Here is a 15784-nt window from a genome sequence, read left to right as displayed (position 1 = left end):
CTCGTCGACCATCTGGGTGGCGAGCTTCTCGTCGCCGCGGGCCAGGTGCAGAGCCACCATGCAGACGCGGTCCTCGTAGCGCTCCAGGAAGCGCTTTCCGTCGAACGTMTTCAGCGTGTAGGAGGTGTAGAACTTGAACGCGCCCAGGAAGGTCTCGAAGCGGAACTTCTTCTTGTACGCGCGGTTGAAGAGCTCGMGGATGAAGTTCATCGTGTACTGGTCGAGGGTTTCGCGCTCGTAGTACTCGTTCTTGACGAGGTAGTCGAGCTTTTCCTCGAGGTCGTGGAAGAACACGGTGTTGTTGTTCACGTGCTGCAGGAAGTACTGGTGCGCTGCCTCGCGGTCGGCCTCAAACTGGATCTCGCCGTTGGGGCCGTAGAGGTTCAGCATGGCGTTGAGCTCGTGGTAGCCCAGGCCCTTGTATGCGGCCGGCATCTCGTGCTTTTCCTGCTTCTCAACAGCCGTGGCGGTGCCCCCGTGGGAGCCTGTGCCCCCGGTTACTGTTTTGTCTGCGACAGTCGTGTCCAAAACTCTTCCAATCCTTGTTGTACACGGGAGACGTCTTCCGGCGTGCCCATGAGTTCGAACCTGTATAGGTGGGGGACGTTGCATTTTGCGGCGATGATGTCCCCGGCCATGCAGTAGTTATCCCCGAAATTCGTGTTGCCGGCCCCGATCACTCCGCGGATCAGCTTCCGGTTTCCCGGGTTGTTCAAAAACCTGATGACCTGCTTTGGAACAGATCCCTCTCCCCCGGTGCCGCCGTAGGTCGGCACCACCAGAACGTAGGGTTCCCGGGCCGCCAGTGGAGCGTCCCTCGGGTAGAGGGGGATCCTGGCGGCGTCGACGCCCAGTTTCGCGACGAAACGTGCGGTGTTTTCCGAGGTGGAGGAAAAGTAGATGAGGCGGCTGTGGGTGAGCTCGGGAGCCGCTGTGCTGACCGCTTCCCCGCTGTCAGCCGTGGMGGCCGCCCGATCTTCAGTAGTTGCCCGATCTTCAGTTGTCACAACCATTGGACTCACCTCATCTACCGTCAAATCCTGCCTGGTAGCGGCGTCCGGAGCGCTTCAGGCTACAGCGACGGCGGCKGCCTGCGCCAGTTCTTCGATCTTGTCCGGGCKGAAACCGGACCAGTGGTCCTGGTCGGTGACGACGACCGGGGCCTGCATGTAGCCCAKGGACTTCAGGCGTTCGAGGGCCTCCGCGTCCTGGGAGATGTCGACGCTCTGGTAGGCGATGCMCTTCTTGTCCAGCGCGCGGTAGGTCGCGTTGCACTGAACGCAGGCCGGCTTCGTGTAAACCGTAACGGTCATGGTCCTTGTCCCCTTTGTTGAAAGTCTTGTTCGGAGCGCTTCCCCGGCTCCGACTGCCCCGCGCTGATGCTCTGCTGGAACTGTATGTCGATACTACATGTAGTGCAAGAGCCTCACGTGGACCCCAAGATGATGTATTACAAGTATGTCATTTAACCCACCGATAATCCACAGGAGGGGGCCCGCCAAATGTCCGGAATTCAGCTGTTTTGGCGGACGAAATCCACACCCTGTGGAGTAGTTAGCCACATTAATCGCCCCCGCGTGTCGCACCGCAGACGGCGTGTCGCGCCCGTTTTCGGGGGTGTCCGGGGGTGTCCGGTGGTGGTGCCGGCCACTACATCCGGTGTCCGGGAACACGAATGAGGCGGACACCGTGGTGTCCCCCTCATCGGATCGTGATTGTTCTAACACCGCGCGTTCCAACAGTCCGCAGTKACCGGCGCCACGGGGAGCTGCCGGGTCGCCGGGGGACCCTGGGAGGCTACCCGAGGGGTTCGGGCCGGCTGCAGAGGATCTGGTCGACGCCCATCCGGGCCTCGGCGAAGCTGCGCAACGCGCCCACGAGGTACAGCCGCCAGACCCGGGCGATTTCCTCGCCCATCATGGCGACGGCGGCGTCATGGTTCTCCTCGAACCGGGCGTACCAGGCCTCCAGCGTCCGGACGTAGTCCCGGCGCATGCCCTGCACCCCCTGGATCTCGAACCCTGCATMCTCCAAAAAGCCCAGGGTCTCCCCCACCGGGCGCATGTGCATGTCCGGGGCGATGAAGGACTCGATGAACGGGCCGCCGCCGGGGTGCTTGCCGTTCCGGGACATCTGCTGCACCAGGACCCTGCCGCCGGGCCTGACGTTGCCGAACAGGGCGGCGGCGTAGACGGGGTAGTTGCGCTGGCCGACGTGCTCGCCCATCTCGAGGGAGGCGACGGCGTCGAACGGCCCGTCCGGGATCTCGCGGTAGTCCTGGACCCGGATCTCGATGCGTCCTTCCAGCCCGCGTTCCCGGATGCGGGCGTCAATGAACGCCTTCTGCTCCACCGAGAGGGTGACCCCGACGACGTCGGCGCCGTAGTGCTGCGCGGCGTGCAGGCTCAGCGAGCCCCAGCCGCAGCCGACGTCGAGCATCCGCATCCCCGGGGCCAGGCCGAGCTTTTGGCAGACGAGGTCCAGCTTGTCCCGCTGGGCGTCCTCGAGCCCGTACCCGGGTGAGCTGTCCGTCCAGTAACCGCTGGAGTAGGCCATCTGCGGGTCCAGGATCAGGGCGTAGAAGTCGTTGCTGAGGTCGTAGTGGTGGCTGATGGCCGCCCGGTCCCGCATCAGGCTGTGCAGCCGGCCCCTGACCCGTGCCTGACTGGCCGGGGGCTGGKGCGGGGCGCCCAGGGCGCCGGCGGTTTTGGCGATCCGCCCKACGCCGGCCAGCAGGGCCGGCGTCGGGCGGATACCTGAGAGGCCGCGGTCACGGACTACCTTCCACAGGTGCTCGAGCGTGGAATTGAGGTCACCGTCGACGTCGAGTTCACCGGTGACGTACGCCTGGGCGGCCCCCAACTCMCCCGGCGCCCACAGCAGGCGGCGGATGGCGTCGGGCGAGTTCAGTCGGACCACCGGCGCGCCGGACGGGCCGGTCTCGCTGCCGTCCCAGACGACGAGCCGGACGGGCAGTTCCCCGCCGACGACGGGCCGCAGGACCTCGGCGATGGTGTCAGCGAGCGCCGCCGTCATGCGGCCGCGCCCTTGGCGGTGGCAGACTTGGAGGAGGTTGTCTTGGAGGAGGCAGTGTTTGTAAAGGCAGAGTCCAGCACGATCTGCTGCACGTCGAGGTAGCCCGTCTCGAAGCCGGCCCRGGAGTAGCACAGGTAGAACAGCCACATCCGCTGGAAGATGGCGTCGAAGCCCATGGCCCCGACCTCCTCGGCCCGGCCCATGAATCGCTCCTCCCAGAGCCGCAGGGTCTGGGCGTAGTGTTCGCCCATGGCGAGGCGTTCGCGGACGCGCAGTCCGGTCTGCTTCTCGGTGATGTCCTCGATGGCCCGGACGGAGGGAATGACGCCGCCGGGGAAGATGTACTTGTGCACCCAGGTGTAGCTGGTGCGGGTGGCCATGAGGCGGTCGTGGGCGATCGTGATGGCCTGGATGGCTACCTTGCCGCCGGGGGCCAGGACGCGCTCGATCGTCTGGAAGTACGTGGCCCAGTATTCGAAACCGACGGCCTCGATCATTTCGACCGAGACGACGGCGTCGTACTCGCCCTCCACGGCACGGTAGTCCTTGAGCTCGATCGTGACGGCATCGGCGTAGCCGGCGTCGGCGACGCGCTGGCGGGCCAGTTCCTGCTGCTCGCTGGAGAGCGTGACCGAGTAGACGGTGGCGCCGCGGGCGGCGGCACGCAGGGCGAGTTCRCCCCAGCCGGTGCCGATTTCCAGGACTCGGGTGCCTTCCTTCAYGCCCGCCTTGTCCAGCAGCCGGTCGATCTTGGCCTGCTGCGCGGCGGCGAGGCCGTCCCAGGCCACGGTCCGCAGGGCGTCGCCGCTTTCCGGGAACAGCGCGCTGGAGTACGTCATGGTGCTGTCCAGGAAAGAGGCGAAGAGCTCGTTGGAGAGATCGTAATGCCGCGAGATGTTGGAGCGGGTGTTCTTTTCGGTGTTGCGTTCCTTGCGCGGCTGCCGCGGCAGGTAGAGGCCGCGGAGCTTCTGCAGCGGTTCGGGAACCAACGTGCCGACGCGGGCAGCGAAGACCTCCATGACGGCGGTGAGGTCGTCGGCGTCCCAGTCGCCGGCCATGTAGGACTCGCCCAGGCCRATCAGGCCGCCGTCGCCCAGCCGGGCGGCGAAYGCCTCGGGMCGGTTGATGGTCATCACGGGGTACGCGGTGCCGCCGGGCGCCTGGCCAAGGGAGGCTTTGCCCAGCACAGTGCCGTCCGGATACCGGACGGCCAGCGGCAGCGAGCGTACGGCGGCCTTGAAGATGGCGTCCGCGGCGCGTCCGGCCACGCGGGCCTTGAGGCTTGTGGGCACGGTGGCGATGCTGGGCCAGATTGCCGGGTCGATGGTGACGGGCGCCCGGGGAACCGTGTACGGCACGGTGCCMGTCACCGCACTGGTCACCGCTCCCGCGGTGTTGGCGCTGGTGCGCGCGGTGCCCTCTGTCCGTCCCGTACCGGATCCGGTCGCTTCGGTCATTGTCACTGAACTGCCTCCTGTGAAGGGTGGTGTGGTCTTTTGATGATGGGCAGGCGGCGCGCCCACAGTTTGATGCCCTGCCAGCGGATCTGAGCGGTGACGCGCAGCGGGGCCAGGGGTACCGCGAGCGCTGCGGACAGGATGTTCCGCAGGGTCGCTTCGTGGCGGACGCCGTCCATAGTGGCGATGAAGGGCTGGTGGCCTTCCCGCTCCAGGACGATCGAGACGGCGAGGCGGTCGCCGGGTTCGGGGAGCTTCATGCGGTACTGGCCGTCGACGTMGTTGAACGGCGAGACGTAAAAGGCTTTCGGCACGCTCGCCCGGCCGGTGCCGTCCGTTTCGAGGAGGTAGCAGTGCCGTTCGCCGTAGGTGTTGTGGACTTCGACGACGACGCAGCGCAGCGCGCCGGCGGCGTCATGGCACCAGAACACGCTCAGCGGGTTGAATAMGTGCCCGAAGACCCGGGCGCTGGCGAGCATCGTGATGCGTCCGCCGTCGAGCCCGATCCCCTGGGTGGCAAGGTAGCGTTCCACGTTGCCGCGCAGGGTGCCGTCCGGGTCGCCCAGGTGGTCCACCACCCGGAAGCCGGCCAGCGGCCGGAGCGGCCGGGGCAGCTGCGGGAGGTGGTCGACGTCCACGTACCAGCTGTAGCTGCGGTAGGTGAACGCATTGTGCAGCGGGGTGCGCCGCACGTGCGAGATTGAGGTGCGGTAGATCGCTGCGCGGTGGTTGGCGGCCAGTTGGGTGTCGGCTGTGTGGGTGGTCGCCGGGTCGCTCATGACGCCTCCACTGTGGCCAGCGGAACAGCGGCCGGCTGGAGGTCCGGGTCCACGGCCGCCGTACCGGTATTGACAGCGCCGATGTTGACCGGGAGCTCGTCCCAGTCGCGGCCCAGCCGGGCGGCGGCCTTGAGGCCGGACAGGGCGCCGTCCTCGTGGAATCCCCAGCCGTGGTAGGCGCCGGCGAAGGCCAGGCGTTCGTCGMCGAGCCCGAGGATCCGTTCCTGGGCCTTGAGCGACTCGGGCGTGTACTGCGGGTGCTCGTAGACCATGCGGTCCAGGACCGTGGTGTGGTCGATCAGCTCCGATTCGCCGAGGCTGACGATATACCGGCCGCCGTCCACGGGCTCCAGCCGCTGCAGCCGGGTCATGTCGTAGCTGACCAGGACCTTGTCCGGGCGGGCTTCGCAGGACGGCAGGCGGTAGTTCCAGGAGGCCTGGGCGTTGGGGCTGGCCGGCAGCACGGCTGCGTCGCGGTGGAAGATCGTCTGGTTCACCGAGTACGGCATGCCGCCCAGGGCGTCCCTCTCGGCGGCCGAGGCATCGGACAGCATGCGTAGGGCCTGCGCCGGGTGGGTGGCGATCACGACGGCGTCAAAGGTTTCGGTGACGGTGTCGCCGCCGGTGCTGTCCGCGCTCTGTGCGGACGTGACGTCGACGCCGCCGGCGTGCCGCTGCACGGATGTGACGGGGCTGGAGAGCCGGATGTCCGGCAGGGTCCCGGCGACCTTGTCGACGTAGCTGCGCGAGCCGCCGGTGACGGTCCGCCACTGCGGCGAGCCTTTGACGCCGAGCAGGCCATGGTGGMCCAGGAACGTGAACAGGTAGCGGGCCGGGTAGGCCAGGGCGGTGGTGGGGTCGCAGGACCAGACGGCGCTGACCACGGGGGTCATGAAGTGCGAGATGAAGTAGCTGCTGAACTTCTCCCGGGCCAGGAACTCCCCCAGGGTCAGCTCGTGCCCCGTCCCGGCCGAACCCGGGCCGGCGGGGGTTACCGTTGCCGGTTCAGCCAGGAGGGCGCGGGCCCGGCGGTGGAACCGGGTGACTTCCAGCAGCATGCGCAGGTAGCGGCCGCGCAGCAGCGTGGACGGCCGGGGAATGATGCCGCTCGCGTTGGGACGGGCGCCGGCGTATTCCAGGCCGCAGCCGTCGCAGCGGACGGACATGCTCATTTCCGAGTCCTGGGTTTCGACGCCGAGCTCGGCGAACAAGCGCAGGAGCGTGGGATAGGTCCGCTCGTTGTGGACAATAAAGCCGGTGTCCACGCCCAGGGTGGGGCCGCCCTGCTGCGGAACATCATGGGTATGGGCGTGCCCGCCAAGCCGGGAGTCCGCCTCGAAGAGGGTCACCCGGTCCTGCCCGTTCAGCACATACGCGGCGGTCAGCCCCGCCACGCCGCTGCCGATGACGGCAACGCGCCGGCCTGCCGGAATCCCTGCTGCTTGTGCCATTGGTCTGCTCCTGTTGTCTCGCCAAAAAGGTCCTACGGGCAATTCGTCGCCGCCGGGGCGCCGGATGAGTATGAGTTCGGCATTTTTTTCGGCTCCTGTGACGGCCTCCCCCCGGGGCCCGCCAGCTGTGCTGGTGGTATCTGAAAACTTGTMCTGACCCCACGGATTCTCCTGCATCCGCGCCGCCGGGCCGCGCAGACATTCCGGACGGGCCCCGCCGGGAAGCCGCGGACCGTGCGGGGTGAGACCAGGCGCCACCGGCAGGACCGGGTGTGCCACAATGAAGCGGGATTTCCGGTCCCGCCATTCCGTTCCCGTTGCAGTGGACCCGCTACCAGGCGAAGGGCAGCCCTTGATCAACCCCGTTCATCTGCGGACCCTTGTGGAAGTGATCCGGCTGGGATCGTTTGCCGCCGCCGCGGCCCGGCTCGGCTACACCGCCTCGGCCGTCTCCCAGCAAATGTCGGCACTGGAACGTGACACCGGCGTCACGCTGTTCCATCGCTCCGCCCGCAGCATCCAGCCGACGGAAGCCGCCGTCGTCATGACGCGGCACGCGGCCAAAGTGCTGACCGACATCGAGACGCTCATGGCCGCCGYGTCGCGGGCACAGGACAGCACCAGCCAGGAGCTGCGCCTGGGCATCTTCCCCAGCCTGGCCACCTATGTGCTGCCGCCGATCCTGCGGAACCCGGCCTGGAAGAAGCTCGGCATCGACCTCAGGGTCTCGGTCGCGGAACCGGCCCAGACCATCCAGGGCCTGCGGACCGGCGGCGAACTCGACGTCGCCCTGGTGTACCAGGTGGGGCAGTCGGGCCTCGCCTGGCCGCACACGGTGGACCGGCAGTGGATCGGCGACGACGACTTCCGGGTGGTGCTGCCGGCGGCCTGGGGCATCGKCACGGATTCCAAGGTGGCTGCCCCGCACCTCTCGGACATGCCGTGGATCATGCACCACCCGGGCACCTCCGACGCCACGGTGATCKAACGCCTCTTCGCCAGCTGCAATCTGCACCCCCGGGTGGTGGCGTACAGCGATGACTTCCACGCGAGCCTGGAGATGGCGGCCGCGGGCCTCGGCGCCGCTCTGGTCCCCGAGCTCGCCCTGCTGCACCGGCMCGCCGGCGTCGTGGTCCTCGACGTTCCGGAGATCCGGCTGGCCCGCAATGTMTTCGCACTGCTGCTCAACGAGAAGCGGACCGCCCAGGTCCAGCTGTTCGTGGAGCTGCTGGGCGAGACGATGCACAAGCTGGAGACCGCGCGCAAGGACTGAGCGCGCCGCAGGGGTTCCCCTGCGGCGCCCGATCGATGAGGATGGGGTCCATGAGCCAAACCTATTCAGCCTCCCGTCCCGTTGCCTCCGACAACCCCGAGGAAGTCGCCGCGGCCGTCCGCGCGGCCACCGAAGAGCTCCGCGAAACCCTCCGCGGACACGGGATCGAGGCCAGCTTTGACGACATTGCCCTGCTGGGGCACACCGAGTCCTGGGACGACGAAGGCCAGCGCTGGGTCAACGTCGACTGGGAGGGCGAGCCGGCCGGGTAGCCCGGCGGCGCGGCTCAGCGCTTCGGGGCCGGCTTTSGGGCCGTCTTTCGGGCTTGCTTTCGGACCGGCGCCACCAGCGCGTTGATGATCCCCTGCTTGGCCCGGGTGTACGGCGGGTAGATCAGTTCCAGGGTGTCGGGCCTCAGCGGCTTGTCCAGCGTGGGACGCTCATGCGAGAACGTCCGGACCGAATGTTCCCCATGGTAGGCGCCCATGCCACTGCCGCCGACGCCGCCGAACGGCAGCCCGGGGACGGACAGGTGGGCCGCCGGGACGTCGAAGCACAGGGCCCCGGACGAGGTCCGCTCGGCGAAGGCGCGGCGCGTCAGCGGGTCCTTGCTGAACACGTAGAGCGCCAGCGGTTTGGCGCGTCCGTTGACCAGCCCGATGGCTTCGTCCACCCCCTGCACGGGAACCAGCGGCAGGAGCGGACCGAAGATTTCCTCCGCCATGACGGTGTCCCCCGGTGCCGGCCGGAGCAGGGTGGGCGCAAAGTAGCGGCTGGCGGCRTCGCGTTCMCCGCCGTGCACGACGGTGCTGCCGTCGGCCAGGGCAGCGAGGCGGCCGAAGTGACGGTCATCGACAATCCGGCCGTAGGACGGGCTCGCTGCCGGGTCCGTGCCGAAGAGCGCCGTGACGGCCTCGATCAGCTCGGCCTGCAGCGGCTCCAGGACCTCCTCCGGGGCCAGGACATAGTCCGGGGCGACACACGTCTGGCCGGCGTTCATGAACCGGCCCCAGGCGATCCGCTTCGCCGCCGTTGCCAGGTCCGTGGACGCGTCCACGTAGGCCGGGGACTTGCCGCCGAGCTCCAGCGTCACGGGTGTCAGGTGTTCGGCGGCCGCGCGCATCACCACCTTGGCCGCGGCCTCTCCGCCGGTGAAGAAGATGTGGTCGAGGCGTTCGGCCAGTAGCGCTGTGGTTTCCGGGATGCCGYCCTCCACCACCTCGGCGGCGCCGGCCAGGTACTCCGGAATCCACCGGGCCAGCGCGGCCGAGGTGKCCGGGGCATGTTCGCTCGGCTTGAGCACCGCGGTGTTCCCGGCGGCCAGGGCCCCGGCCAGCGGGGCGAGCAGCAACTGCAGGGGGTAGTTCCACGGCCCGATCACCAGCACCACGCCCAGCGGGGTGAGTTCGGTCCAGGCACGGGCCGGCTGCACGGTGAGCGGCACCGGCACGGGGCGGGGCCGGAGCCAGTCTTCCAGGTGCCGCGCCAGGTGGGCGGCCTCGGCGGCAACGAAGCCGATCTCCGTCAGTTGCGCCTCGGTGTTGTGCTTGCCCAAATCCTTGGCGAGGGCCGCGGCGAAGTCCGCGTGGCGGTCCGCGAGCATGCGCCGCAGGCTGCTTAGCTGCTCCAGCCGCCAGGCCAGCGGACGGGTGGTGCCGGCGTCGAACCAGGCCCGGGCACGGGCAACGGAAGTGGCTACGGTCTGCATCCGATCAATGTACAGTCCCGAGGCCACTCCACCGGTCCGGTACCGGATAAAAGCCTGCCAATGCTGGAATGGTCCGGTTTTCAGGACTATGTTGATGATATGAACAAGGTAGCGAGCAAGCACTTCGGCGAGGTCGAGCTCAACCACGGAAGGGACCATAATCTCACCGCCACGCATGAGCTGGCGGGCCAGACCGTGGAGCTTGACCTGAATGTCAACGCGCATGATCACTTCGACGAAGCTGCCATGCATAAAGTTGACTACCGCTTGCGCTTCCTGCCTGAACTCGTKGACCAGGTCCGCGAAATGATCGCCGAGGAGCTCTCTCAGGAGGGCACCAGTCCGCAGGAATACCGCCATTTCCACTGCAACGCGATCAAGGACGAGCACCTTAAGAAAATCTTCGGCGTCGAGGACAAGAGCCAGCTCACCGACGAGGTCTTCCTCAAGGCACTCAAACTCGGCCACGTGGGCATCTACCCCGGCCAGCCGGAACGCTACTTCGTCCTTGACTTCACCCTGGGCCAGCACTTCACCGACGAGGTCCTGGTGGCCTCCGCGGATGAGGACGGCGTCGTCGACGACGAAATCCTCTGGGAATCCTGAATCGCTCGGGAAACCCCGAATCGGCTGCTCCGCAACGGCCCTTTTGGGGGCTCAAAACGGCGGTTTCTCAGCAGTCGATGAGCAGAAAACGTACGACGCCGGCCGGTCACCTYGCRAGGTGACCGGCCGGCGTCGTTAATTCAGCTGGTGTTCAGTTCAGCCGGCTGTTACTTGGCTGCTTCCAGCAGTTMGGCGCGGACCGTCTTGGTGGCCGTGACCAGGTTGCGCAGGGACTCTTCGGTCTCGGCGTAGCCGCGGGTCTTCAGGCCGCAGTCCGGGTTGACCCAGAGCTGGCGGGACGGGACGTGCTTGACGGCGGTGCTGAGCAGCTCGGTGACTTCCTGCTCGCCCGGGACGCGGGGCGAGTGGATGTCGTAGACGCCCGGGCCCACGCCGCGGCMGAAGCYGTGGGATTCGAGGTCGTGCACCACMTCCATGCGGGAGCGGGCGGCCTCGATAGAGGTGACGTCGGCGTMGAGGCCGTCGATCGCGTCGATGATGGCACCGAACTCGGAGTAGCACAGGTGCGTGTGGACTTGGGTGGCGTCGTCGGCACCGGCGGTGGAGAGGCGGAAGGACTTCACGGACCAGTCCAGGTACGCGGCCTGGTCTGCCTTGCGCAGCGGGAGGAGTTCGCGCAGGGCGGGCTCGTCCACCTGGATGACCTTGATGCCGGCGGCTTCGAGGTCGGCGATCTCGTCGCGGAGGGCCAGGGCCACCTGGTTGGCGGTCTCGCCGAGCGGCTGGTCGTCGCGGACGAAGGACCAGGCCAGGATGGTGACCGGACCGGTGAGCATGCCCTTCATCGGCTTGTTGGTCAGGGACTGCGCGTATTCGGCCCACTTCACCGTGATGGGGGCGCTGCGGGTGACGTCGCCCCACAGGATCGAGGGGCGGGTGCAGCGCGAGCCGTAGGACTGGACCCAGCCGTGCACGGTGACGTCGAAGCCTTCCAGGTTCTCGGCGAAGTACTGGACCATGTCGTTGCGCTCGGGCTCGCCGTGGACCAGGACGTCGAAGCCGAGCTCTTCCTGCAGCTCCACGACGCGCTTGATCTCGTCCTTCATGAGCTGCTCGTACTGCTCCGTGGTGAGGTCACCGCGGTTGGCGCGGGCCCGGGCGGTGCGGATCTCGGCGGTCTGCGGGAAGGAGCCGATGGTGGTGGTGGGCAGCGGCGGCAGGTGCAGTGCCTTCTCCTGGGCGGATTCGCGGACCGCGTAAGCGGAGCGGTTGAAGTCTGCGTCGGTCAGGGCGGCGGTGCGGGCCCGGACGTCGGCGCGGCGGACGCCCTCTGCCTCGGCGCGGKAGGCGATGACGCGGGTGGCCTCGTCGATGGCCGGCTGGACATCCCTCGACTGAACACCAGTTGCCGGGTCGGTCAGCAGTCCGGCCAAGGTGACGACTTCGACGGCCTTCTGGTCGGCGAAGGCGAGCCAGCTGCGCAGCTGCTCGGAGAGCTGGGCTTCCTCGTCGACGTCGTGCGGGACGTGCTGGGTGGAGGTGGAGGTGCTGATGGCGAGCTTGGCCACGGACTTCTGCAGCTCGGCGACCTTCTTCGCGGAGGCCGCGAGGTCGTTGCGCCAGATGTTGTGGCCGTCCACGACGCCGGCGACGAGGGTCTTGGTGCCCAGCGCGGCGAGGGCCGCGGCGGAGGGAACCTCGMCCTTGAAGACGTCCAGGTGCAGGGCGTCGATGCCGGTGGCGGCGAGRGTGCCGAGCTGGCCGTTGAGCGCGCCGTACGGGGCGGAGACGAACAGCTGCGGGCGCTGGGCGGCGGAGGAGAGGGCCTCGTAGGAGCGGGCGACGGCGGCCTGGATTTCCTCGGCCGGGGTGTCCTGGTCCACCACGAGGGCGGGCTCGTCGAGCTGGATCCAGCTGGCGCCGGCGGCGGCAAGCTTCTGAAGCAGTGCGGTGTAGACGGGGAGGACGTCCTCGAGGCGGGACAGCGGGCTAAAGCCGGCCGGGGCGTCGTCGGACGCCTTGCTCAGCAGCAGGAACGTCACCGGGCCGACGATGTACGGGCGGGTCTKAACACCGTTGGCGAGGGCGTACTCGAATTCCTCGACGATCCGGTTGGAGGTCAGTGCGAAGCTGGTCTCCGGGCCGATTTCCGGMACGAGGTAGTGGTAGTTSGTGTCGAACCACTTGGTCATTTCCAGCGGCTGCTGGTCCTTGTTGCCGCGGGCCAGGGTGAAGTAGCCGTCGATGTCCAGCTGGCCGTCGGCGTTGAGGAGGTTGCCGAAGCGGGCCGGCACGGCGCCAAGGTGGGCGGCGGCGTCGAGCACCTGGTCGTAGTAGGAGAAGGTGCCGGGGACGGCGGCTGCTTCGGTCAGGCCGAGGCTCTGGAGGCGCTTGGCGGTGCCGAGCTGGATMTCMTTGGCGGCCGTGTCCAGGGCGGCGGCGTCGATCGTGCCGGCCCAGTACGCCTCGACGGCCTTCTTGAGTTCGCGGCGGCGGCCGATGCGGGGGTAGCCCAGGATCGAGGCCGACGGGAAGGGTGTGGTGAGCTGTTCAGTCATGGAAAGTCCTTGAAGTGGTCGTTGACAGATGACGAAGTCGGGGTGGTCAGCTGGCGAGCTGGCGGGCGGCGGCACGCCGGGACGCGTTGATGCGTCCGCCGCTGTGCCGGTTTCCCCCCTGCCGGTTGCCGCTTCGCGGCCGGGGCAGTGCGAGTTTGTCCAGCACGTCCAGGGCGGCGGCGTGCTCGTTGAACGTGTAGAGGTGGATGCCGGGTGCTCCGGCGTCCAGGGCGGCATTGGCGAGGTCCACCGTGGCGCTGACGCCGATCCGGGTCCGTTCGGCGTCGGTATCGGCAGCGGCGAGGCGCTCGATGAGTCCCGGCGACGGTTCCACTCCGGTCAGTTCGCCGAGGCGGGCGAGCCGGCGGAGGCTGGTCAGCGGCATGACGCCGGGAATGATCGGGATCGTCACCCCGGCCCGGCGTGCCCGGGTCAGGAGGTCCGCGTACTGCTCGGCGTGGAAGAAGACCTKGGTGATGGCGAAGTCGGCGCCGGAGCGCTGCTTGGCCAGAAGGACCTCGACGTCGTGCGCCTCACTCGGGGATTCCGGGTGCCGGGTCGGGTAGGCGGCGACGCCGACCGCGACTTTTCCGGCGCACAGCAGCGCCGACCGGCGCTGCTCCACGCGGCGGATGAGTTCGATCAGGTCCTGGGCGTACCGKAGCGATCCCGGCGGCGGGGTTGCGCCGTCCTTCGGCTGGTCGCCGCGCAGGGCAAGAATGCCGCGGACCCCGACGTCGAGCAGTTCGCCGATGATCTCCGCCAGTTCCTCCGGGGAGTTCCCCACGCAGGTCAGGTGGGCCAGGGGGCGCAGCGTGGTTTCCTGCACGAGCCGGTTGATGAGCTCGACGGCGGTGCTGCGGTTGGAGCCGCTGGCGCCGTACGTTACCKACACGTAGTCCKGGTCCGTGGCTTCGAGTTCGCCGATGGTGGTCCAGAGCGATTCGGCGGCCGCGGCCGACCGCGGCGGGAACAGCTCATAGGACAGAGCGACGGGAGCCGGGCCGGCCAGATTCGGATGGGGGTCAATAAGGCTAGGTGGTGACATTTGCGTCCTTGGCTGTGAACACTGCCGGAAATGCCCGGAAAAGGGCCTGCCGCCAATGAATGAGTTTGGGGAACACGGAGGAAACTTCTGCAGGGCGCAGTCGCGACTGGTACGCCTGATACGAAGCTGTCCGTGAGCAAATGTCAGGCCCACATGGGGGCACCCACACCCTCCTGGGCTGCCCGTGAATTTTTCCAAGGGCCGGCCTTCAGCGGAGGATCGCTGACACGTTACTGAGGTAACTTGTTTAGAACTCTAGAGGCCCGGCACGGCCCGCTTCAAGTCGGCGTCCGAATTAAGACGCACCTTTACGGCTAATTTCCGGGCGGGGCAGAACAATGTTCGCCGGAGAGGCTGATTCCGTTGCTGCGCGGCCCTGTCCTGCGGCCCTCCCCATCGACCCTGCTCAGGACTATCCTTTTGCCATGATTCAGCTACCAGCCACCTACCAGGAGTATCTCGCCGGCAAGAGCGAGAGCTTCATCAATACCGTCCGGCCCGTCCTCATGCAGTCAGCCGCGGAAAAGACGCACGGGGTGCGGGTGTCCTACAACCGCGGCCCGACCGGCCACCAGGCGCATCTGGACGAGACCATCCCGTTCGGGACAGTTATCGAGGATATCGACTGAAATCTGGCTCTCACGCCAGGGCCTCAGCACGCCGGCGCTCAGCCCCGAGGGCGTCAGCCCTCCAGGAGGAGCCGTTGCGAGCGGGGTGCCAGGGTGTGCTCCAGCACGAGGCAGGCTGCCCCGACGGCGCCGACGTCGTCCCCCACGCCCGTGCCCACGACCTCAATGCCGTGGATTTTCCGGGTGKCGCTGTTGGCCTCGACGAGTCCGGGAATCTGCTCCAGATAGGCCGCCGACAGGCACGCCCAGAACGGGCCGCCGAACACCACGCGGTCAACGTCCAGGGCATTGGTGACGACCGAGACTGCCCGGGCCACGAGAACAGCGGAACCGGCGATGATGTCCATGGCTTGTTGGTTTCCGCCGTAGGCGAGTTCGCACAACTGGGCGAATCGCTCCTGTACTGCCGGCGCACTCCGGTCCTCGCGCGAGCCGTCCAGGACCCCGGCCGCCTCGGCCTGCGCCACGAGGACCTGCGGAATGGCGGAGACCTTCACGCAGCCACGCTGCCCGCAATCGCAGAGGGCGCCGTCCGGGTCCACGACGATGTGCCCGATTTCCCCGGCGTTGCCCGAGGTCCCGCGGACGACTTCGTCATTGAGGACGATCCCGCAGCCGATCCCGGTCCCCATGTACATGAAGATGAAGCTGCCCTCGCCGCTCGGGCCGCCCGCCCAGGTTTCTGCCACGGCTGCGCTGGTCACGTCCTTGTCCATCAGGGTGGACAGGCCGGTGGCTTCGGCAAGGGCGTCCCGGAGCCGGACGTTGTCCCAGCCGGGCAGCAGCGGCGGGTCCACCACCGCGCCGTCGTTGAGGTCGATAGGGCCCGGGGAGGCAATCCCCAGCCCGGCGATCCGGGCCGGGTCCACGCCGGATTCGGTGATGAGGCCGTTGATTTCGGCTGCGATGGTGTCAATGACCGCCCGGGGATCGGTGCCGGGCGGGGTGGCGATCCGTGAATGCCTGACGACGGCGCCGAGCAGGTCCAGCAGGACGAAGGTGACCACGGCCGGGTCCAGGTGGACGCCCACGGCGTACATCCCGGCGGGATTCAGCCGGAGCATGGTCCGCGGCTTGCCCGGGCCGGTGCCCTCCTTCCCGKCCTCGACGATCAGGTGCTGGTCMAGCAGCCGGCGGGAAATATTGGAGATGGTCTGCGGCGACAGTCCGACGATCTGGGCCAGCTCCACACGGCTCATGCCGCCCGGCGCGCGCCGGATGGCGTCCAGGATAACCGTGAGGTTGAAATCACCCATCTTGGGGAGGTTGGTCCCTCGC

The 15784-nt window shown here is 67.8% G+C and carries 14 protein-coding genes and 1 pseudogene; 4 read left to right on the top strand and 11 right to left on the bottom strand.

Translation table 11 applies throughout. From position 1 onward, the window contains the following. The 7 genes and pseudogenes from AC1DBQ_RS15115 to AC1DBQ_RS15085 form a co-directional block, all read right to left on the bottom strand. A pseudogene (locus tag AC1DBQ_RS15115) lies at positions 1–435 on the bottom strand (class 1b ribonucleoside-diphosphate reductase subunit alpha); the annotation flags it as partial. A 62-nt stretch (positions 436–497) separates the two neighbouring features. Continuing rightward, entirely contained in the window at positions 498–1013 is a 516-nt protein-coding gene (gene nrdI / locus AC1DBQ_RS15110) for a class Ib ribonucleoside-diphosphate reductase assembly flavoprotein NrdI (protein ID WP_476929281.1), read from the bottom strand. Positions 1014–1067: 54 nt separating this feature from the next. Continuing rightward, positions 1068–1313 (bottom strand): glutaredoxin-like protein NrdH, encoded by a 246-nt coding sequence (gene nrdH, locus AC1DBQ_RS15105; RefSeq protein WP_476929280.1) that lies wholly within the window; start codon positions 1311–1313, stop codon positions 1068–1070. 484 nt (positions 1314–1797) lie between these two features. Continuing rightward, the gene (locus AC1DBQ_RS15100; protein WP_476929279.1) at positions 1798–3036 is read right to left on the bottom strand and encodes a class I SAM-dependent methyltransferase; all 1239 of its coding nucleotides are present in this window, start codon (positions 3034–3036) and stop codon (positions 1798–1800) included. After that, positions 3033–4493 carry a class I SAM-dependent methyltransferase gene (locus AC1DBQ_RS15095; protein WP_476929282.1) on the bottom strand — a complete coding sequence of 487 codons (1461 nt, stop codon included), beginning with the start codon at positions 4491–4493 and terminating at the stop codon, positions 3033–3035. Before AC1DBQ_RS15095 ends, AC1DBQ_RS15100 begins: the two co-directional genes overlap by 4 nt. A gap of 2 nt (positions 4494–4495) precedes the next feature. Further along, positions 4496–5272: a DUF1365 domain-containing protein gene (locus AC1DBQ_RS15090; protein ID WP_476929278.1), complete on the bottom strand. Its 777-nt coding sequence runs from the start codon at positions 5270–5272 to the stop codon at positions 4496–4498. Beyond that, positions 5269–6723, bottom strand: a complete 1455-nt coding sequence (locus AC1DBQ_RS15085) for an NAD(P)/FAD-dependent oxidoreductase (protein WP_476929277.1) — start codon at positions 6721–6723, stop codon at positions 5269–5271. The genes AC1DBQ_RS15090 and AC1DBQ_RS15085 overlap by 4 nt, the downstream gene beginning before the upstream one ends. A gap of 352 nt (positions 6724–7075) precedes the next feature. Here AC1DBQ_RS15085 and AC1DBQ_RS15080 point away from each other — a divergent pair, with 352 nt between their 5' ends. Together AC1DBQ_RS15080 and AC1DBQ_RS15075 are read left to right on the top strand one after the other, a co-directional pair. Continuing rightward, positions 7076–7996 carry a LysR family transcriptional regulator gene (locus tag AC1DBQ_RS15080; RefSeq protein ID WP_476929276.1) on the top strand — a complete coding sequence of 307 codons (921 nt, stop codon included), beginning with the start codon at positions 7076–7078 and terminating at the stop codon, positions 7994–7996. A 50-nt stretch (positions 7997–8046) separates the two neighbouring features. Beyond that, a complete protein-coding gene (locus AC1DBQ_RS15075; protein WP_344366155.1) occupies positions 8047–8268 on the top strand; it encodes a hypothetical protein in 222 nt (73 codons plus the stop codon). 14 nt (positions 8269–8282) lie between these two features. On the opposite strand, the gene AC1DBQ_RS15070 is transcribed toward AC1DBQ_RS15075, so the two are convergent. Further along, positions 8283–9704 (bottom strand): aldehyde dehydrogenase family protein, encoded by a 1422-nt coding sequence (locus AC1DBQ_RS15070; protein WP_476929275.1) that lies wholly within the window; start codon positions 9702–9704, stop codon positions 8283–8285. A gap of 99 nt (positions 9705–9803) precedes the next feature. Between AC1DBQ_RS15070 and AC1DBQ_RS15065 the strand changes: the two genes are divergently transcribed. Next, on the top strand, positions 9804–10310 hold the full coding sequence (locus tag AC1DBQ_RS15065; protein WP_456509532.1) for a DUF2004 domain-containing protein: 507 nt from the start codon (positions 9804–9806) through the stop codon (positions 10308–10310). 167 nt (positions 10311–10477) lie between these two features. Here the strand turns inward: AC1DBQ_RS15065 and metE are convergent, their stop codons facing one another. After that, positions 10478–12829 (bottom strand): 5-methyltetrahydropteroyltriglutamate--homocysteine S-methyltransferase, encoded by a 2352-nt coding sequence (gene metE / locus AC1DBQ_RS15060; protein ID WP_476929274.1) that lies wholly within the window; start codon positions 12827–12829, stop codon positions 10478–10480. Between the two features lie 46 nt (positions 12830–12875). Then, positions 12876–13877, bottom strand: coding sequence for a methylenetetrahydrofolate reductase (locus tag AC1DBQ_RS15055; RefSeq protein WP_476929273.1), 1002 nt, complete (start codon positions 13875–13877; stop codon positions 12876–12878). A 425-nt stretch (positions 13878–14302) separates the two neighbouring features. On the opposite strand from AC1DBQ_RS15055, the gene AC1DBQ_RS15050 reads away from it, so the two are divergent. Next, on the top strand, positions 14303–14506 hold the full coding sequence (locus AC1DBQ_RS15050; protein ID WP_476929272.1) for a hypothetical protein: 204 nt from the start codon (positions 14303–14305) through the stop codon (positions 14504–14506). Positions 14507–14559: 53 nt separating this feature from the next. Here the strand turns inward: AC1DBQ_RS15050 and AC1DBQ_RS15045 are convergent. Then, positions 14560–15784: ROK family transcriptional regulator (locus AC1DBQ_RS15045; protein ID WP_476929271.1), on the bottom strand; the 1225-nt coding region annotated here is incomplete at its 5' end.

Source organism: Arthrobacter sp. 10T413_2, assembly GCF_056394205.1.
The sequence above is the reverse complement of the archived record's forward strand: the minus strand, read 5'-3'. Positions and strand labels throughout refer to the sequence as shown.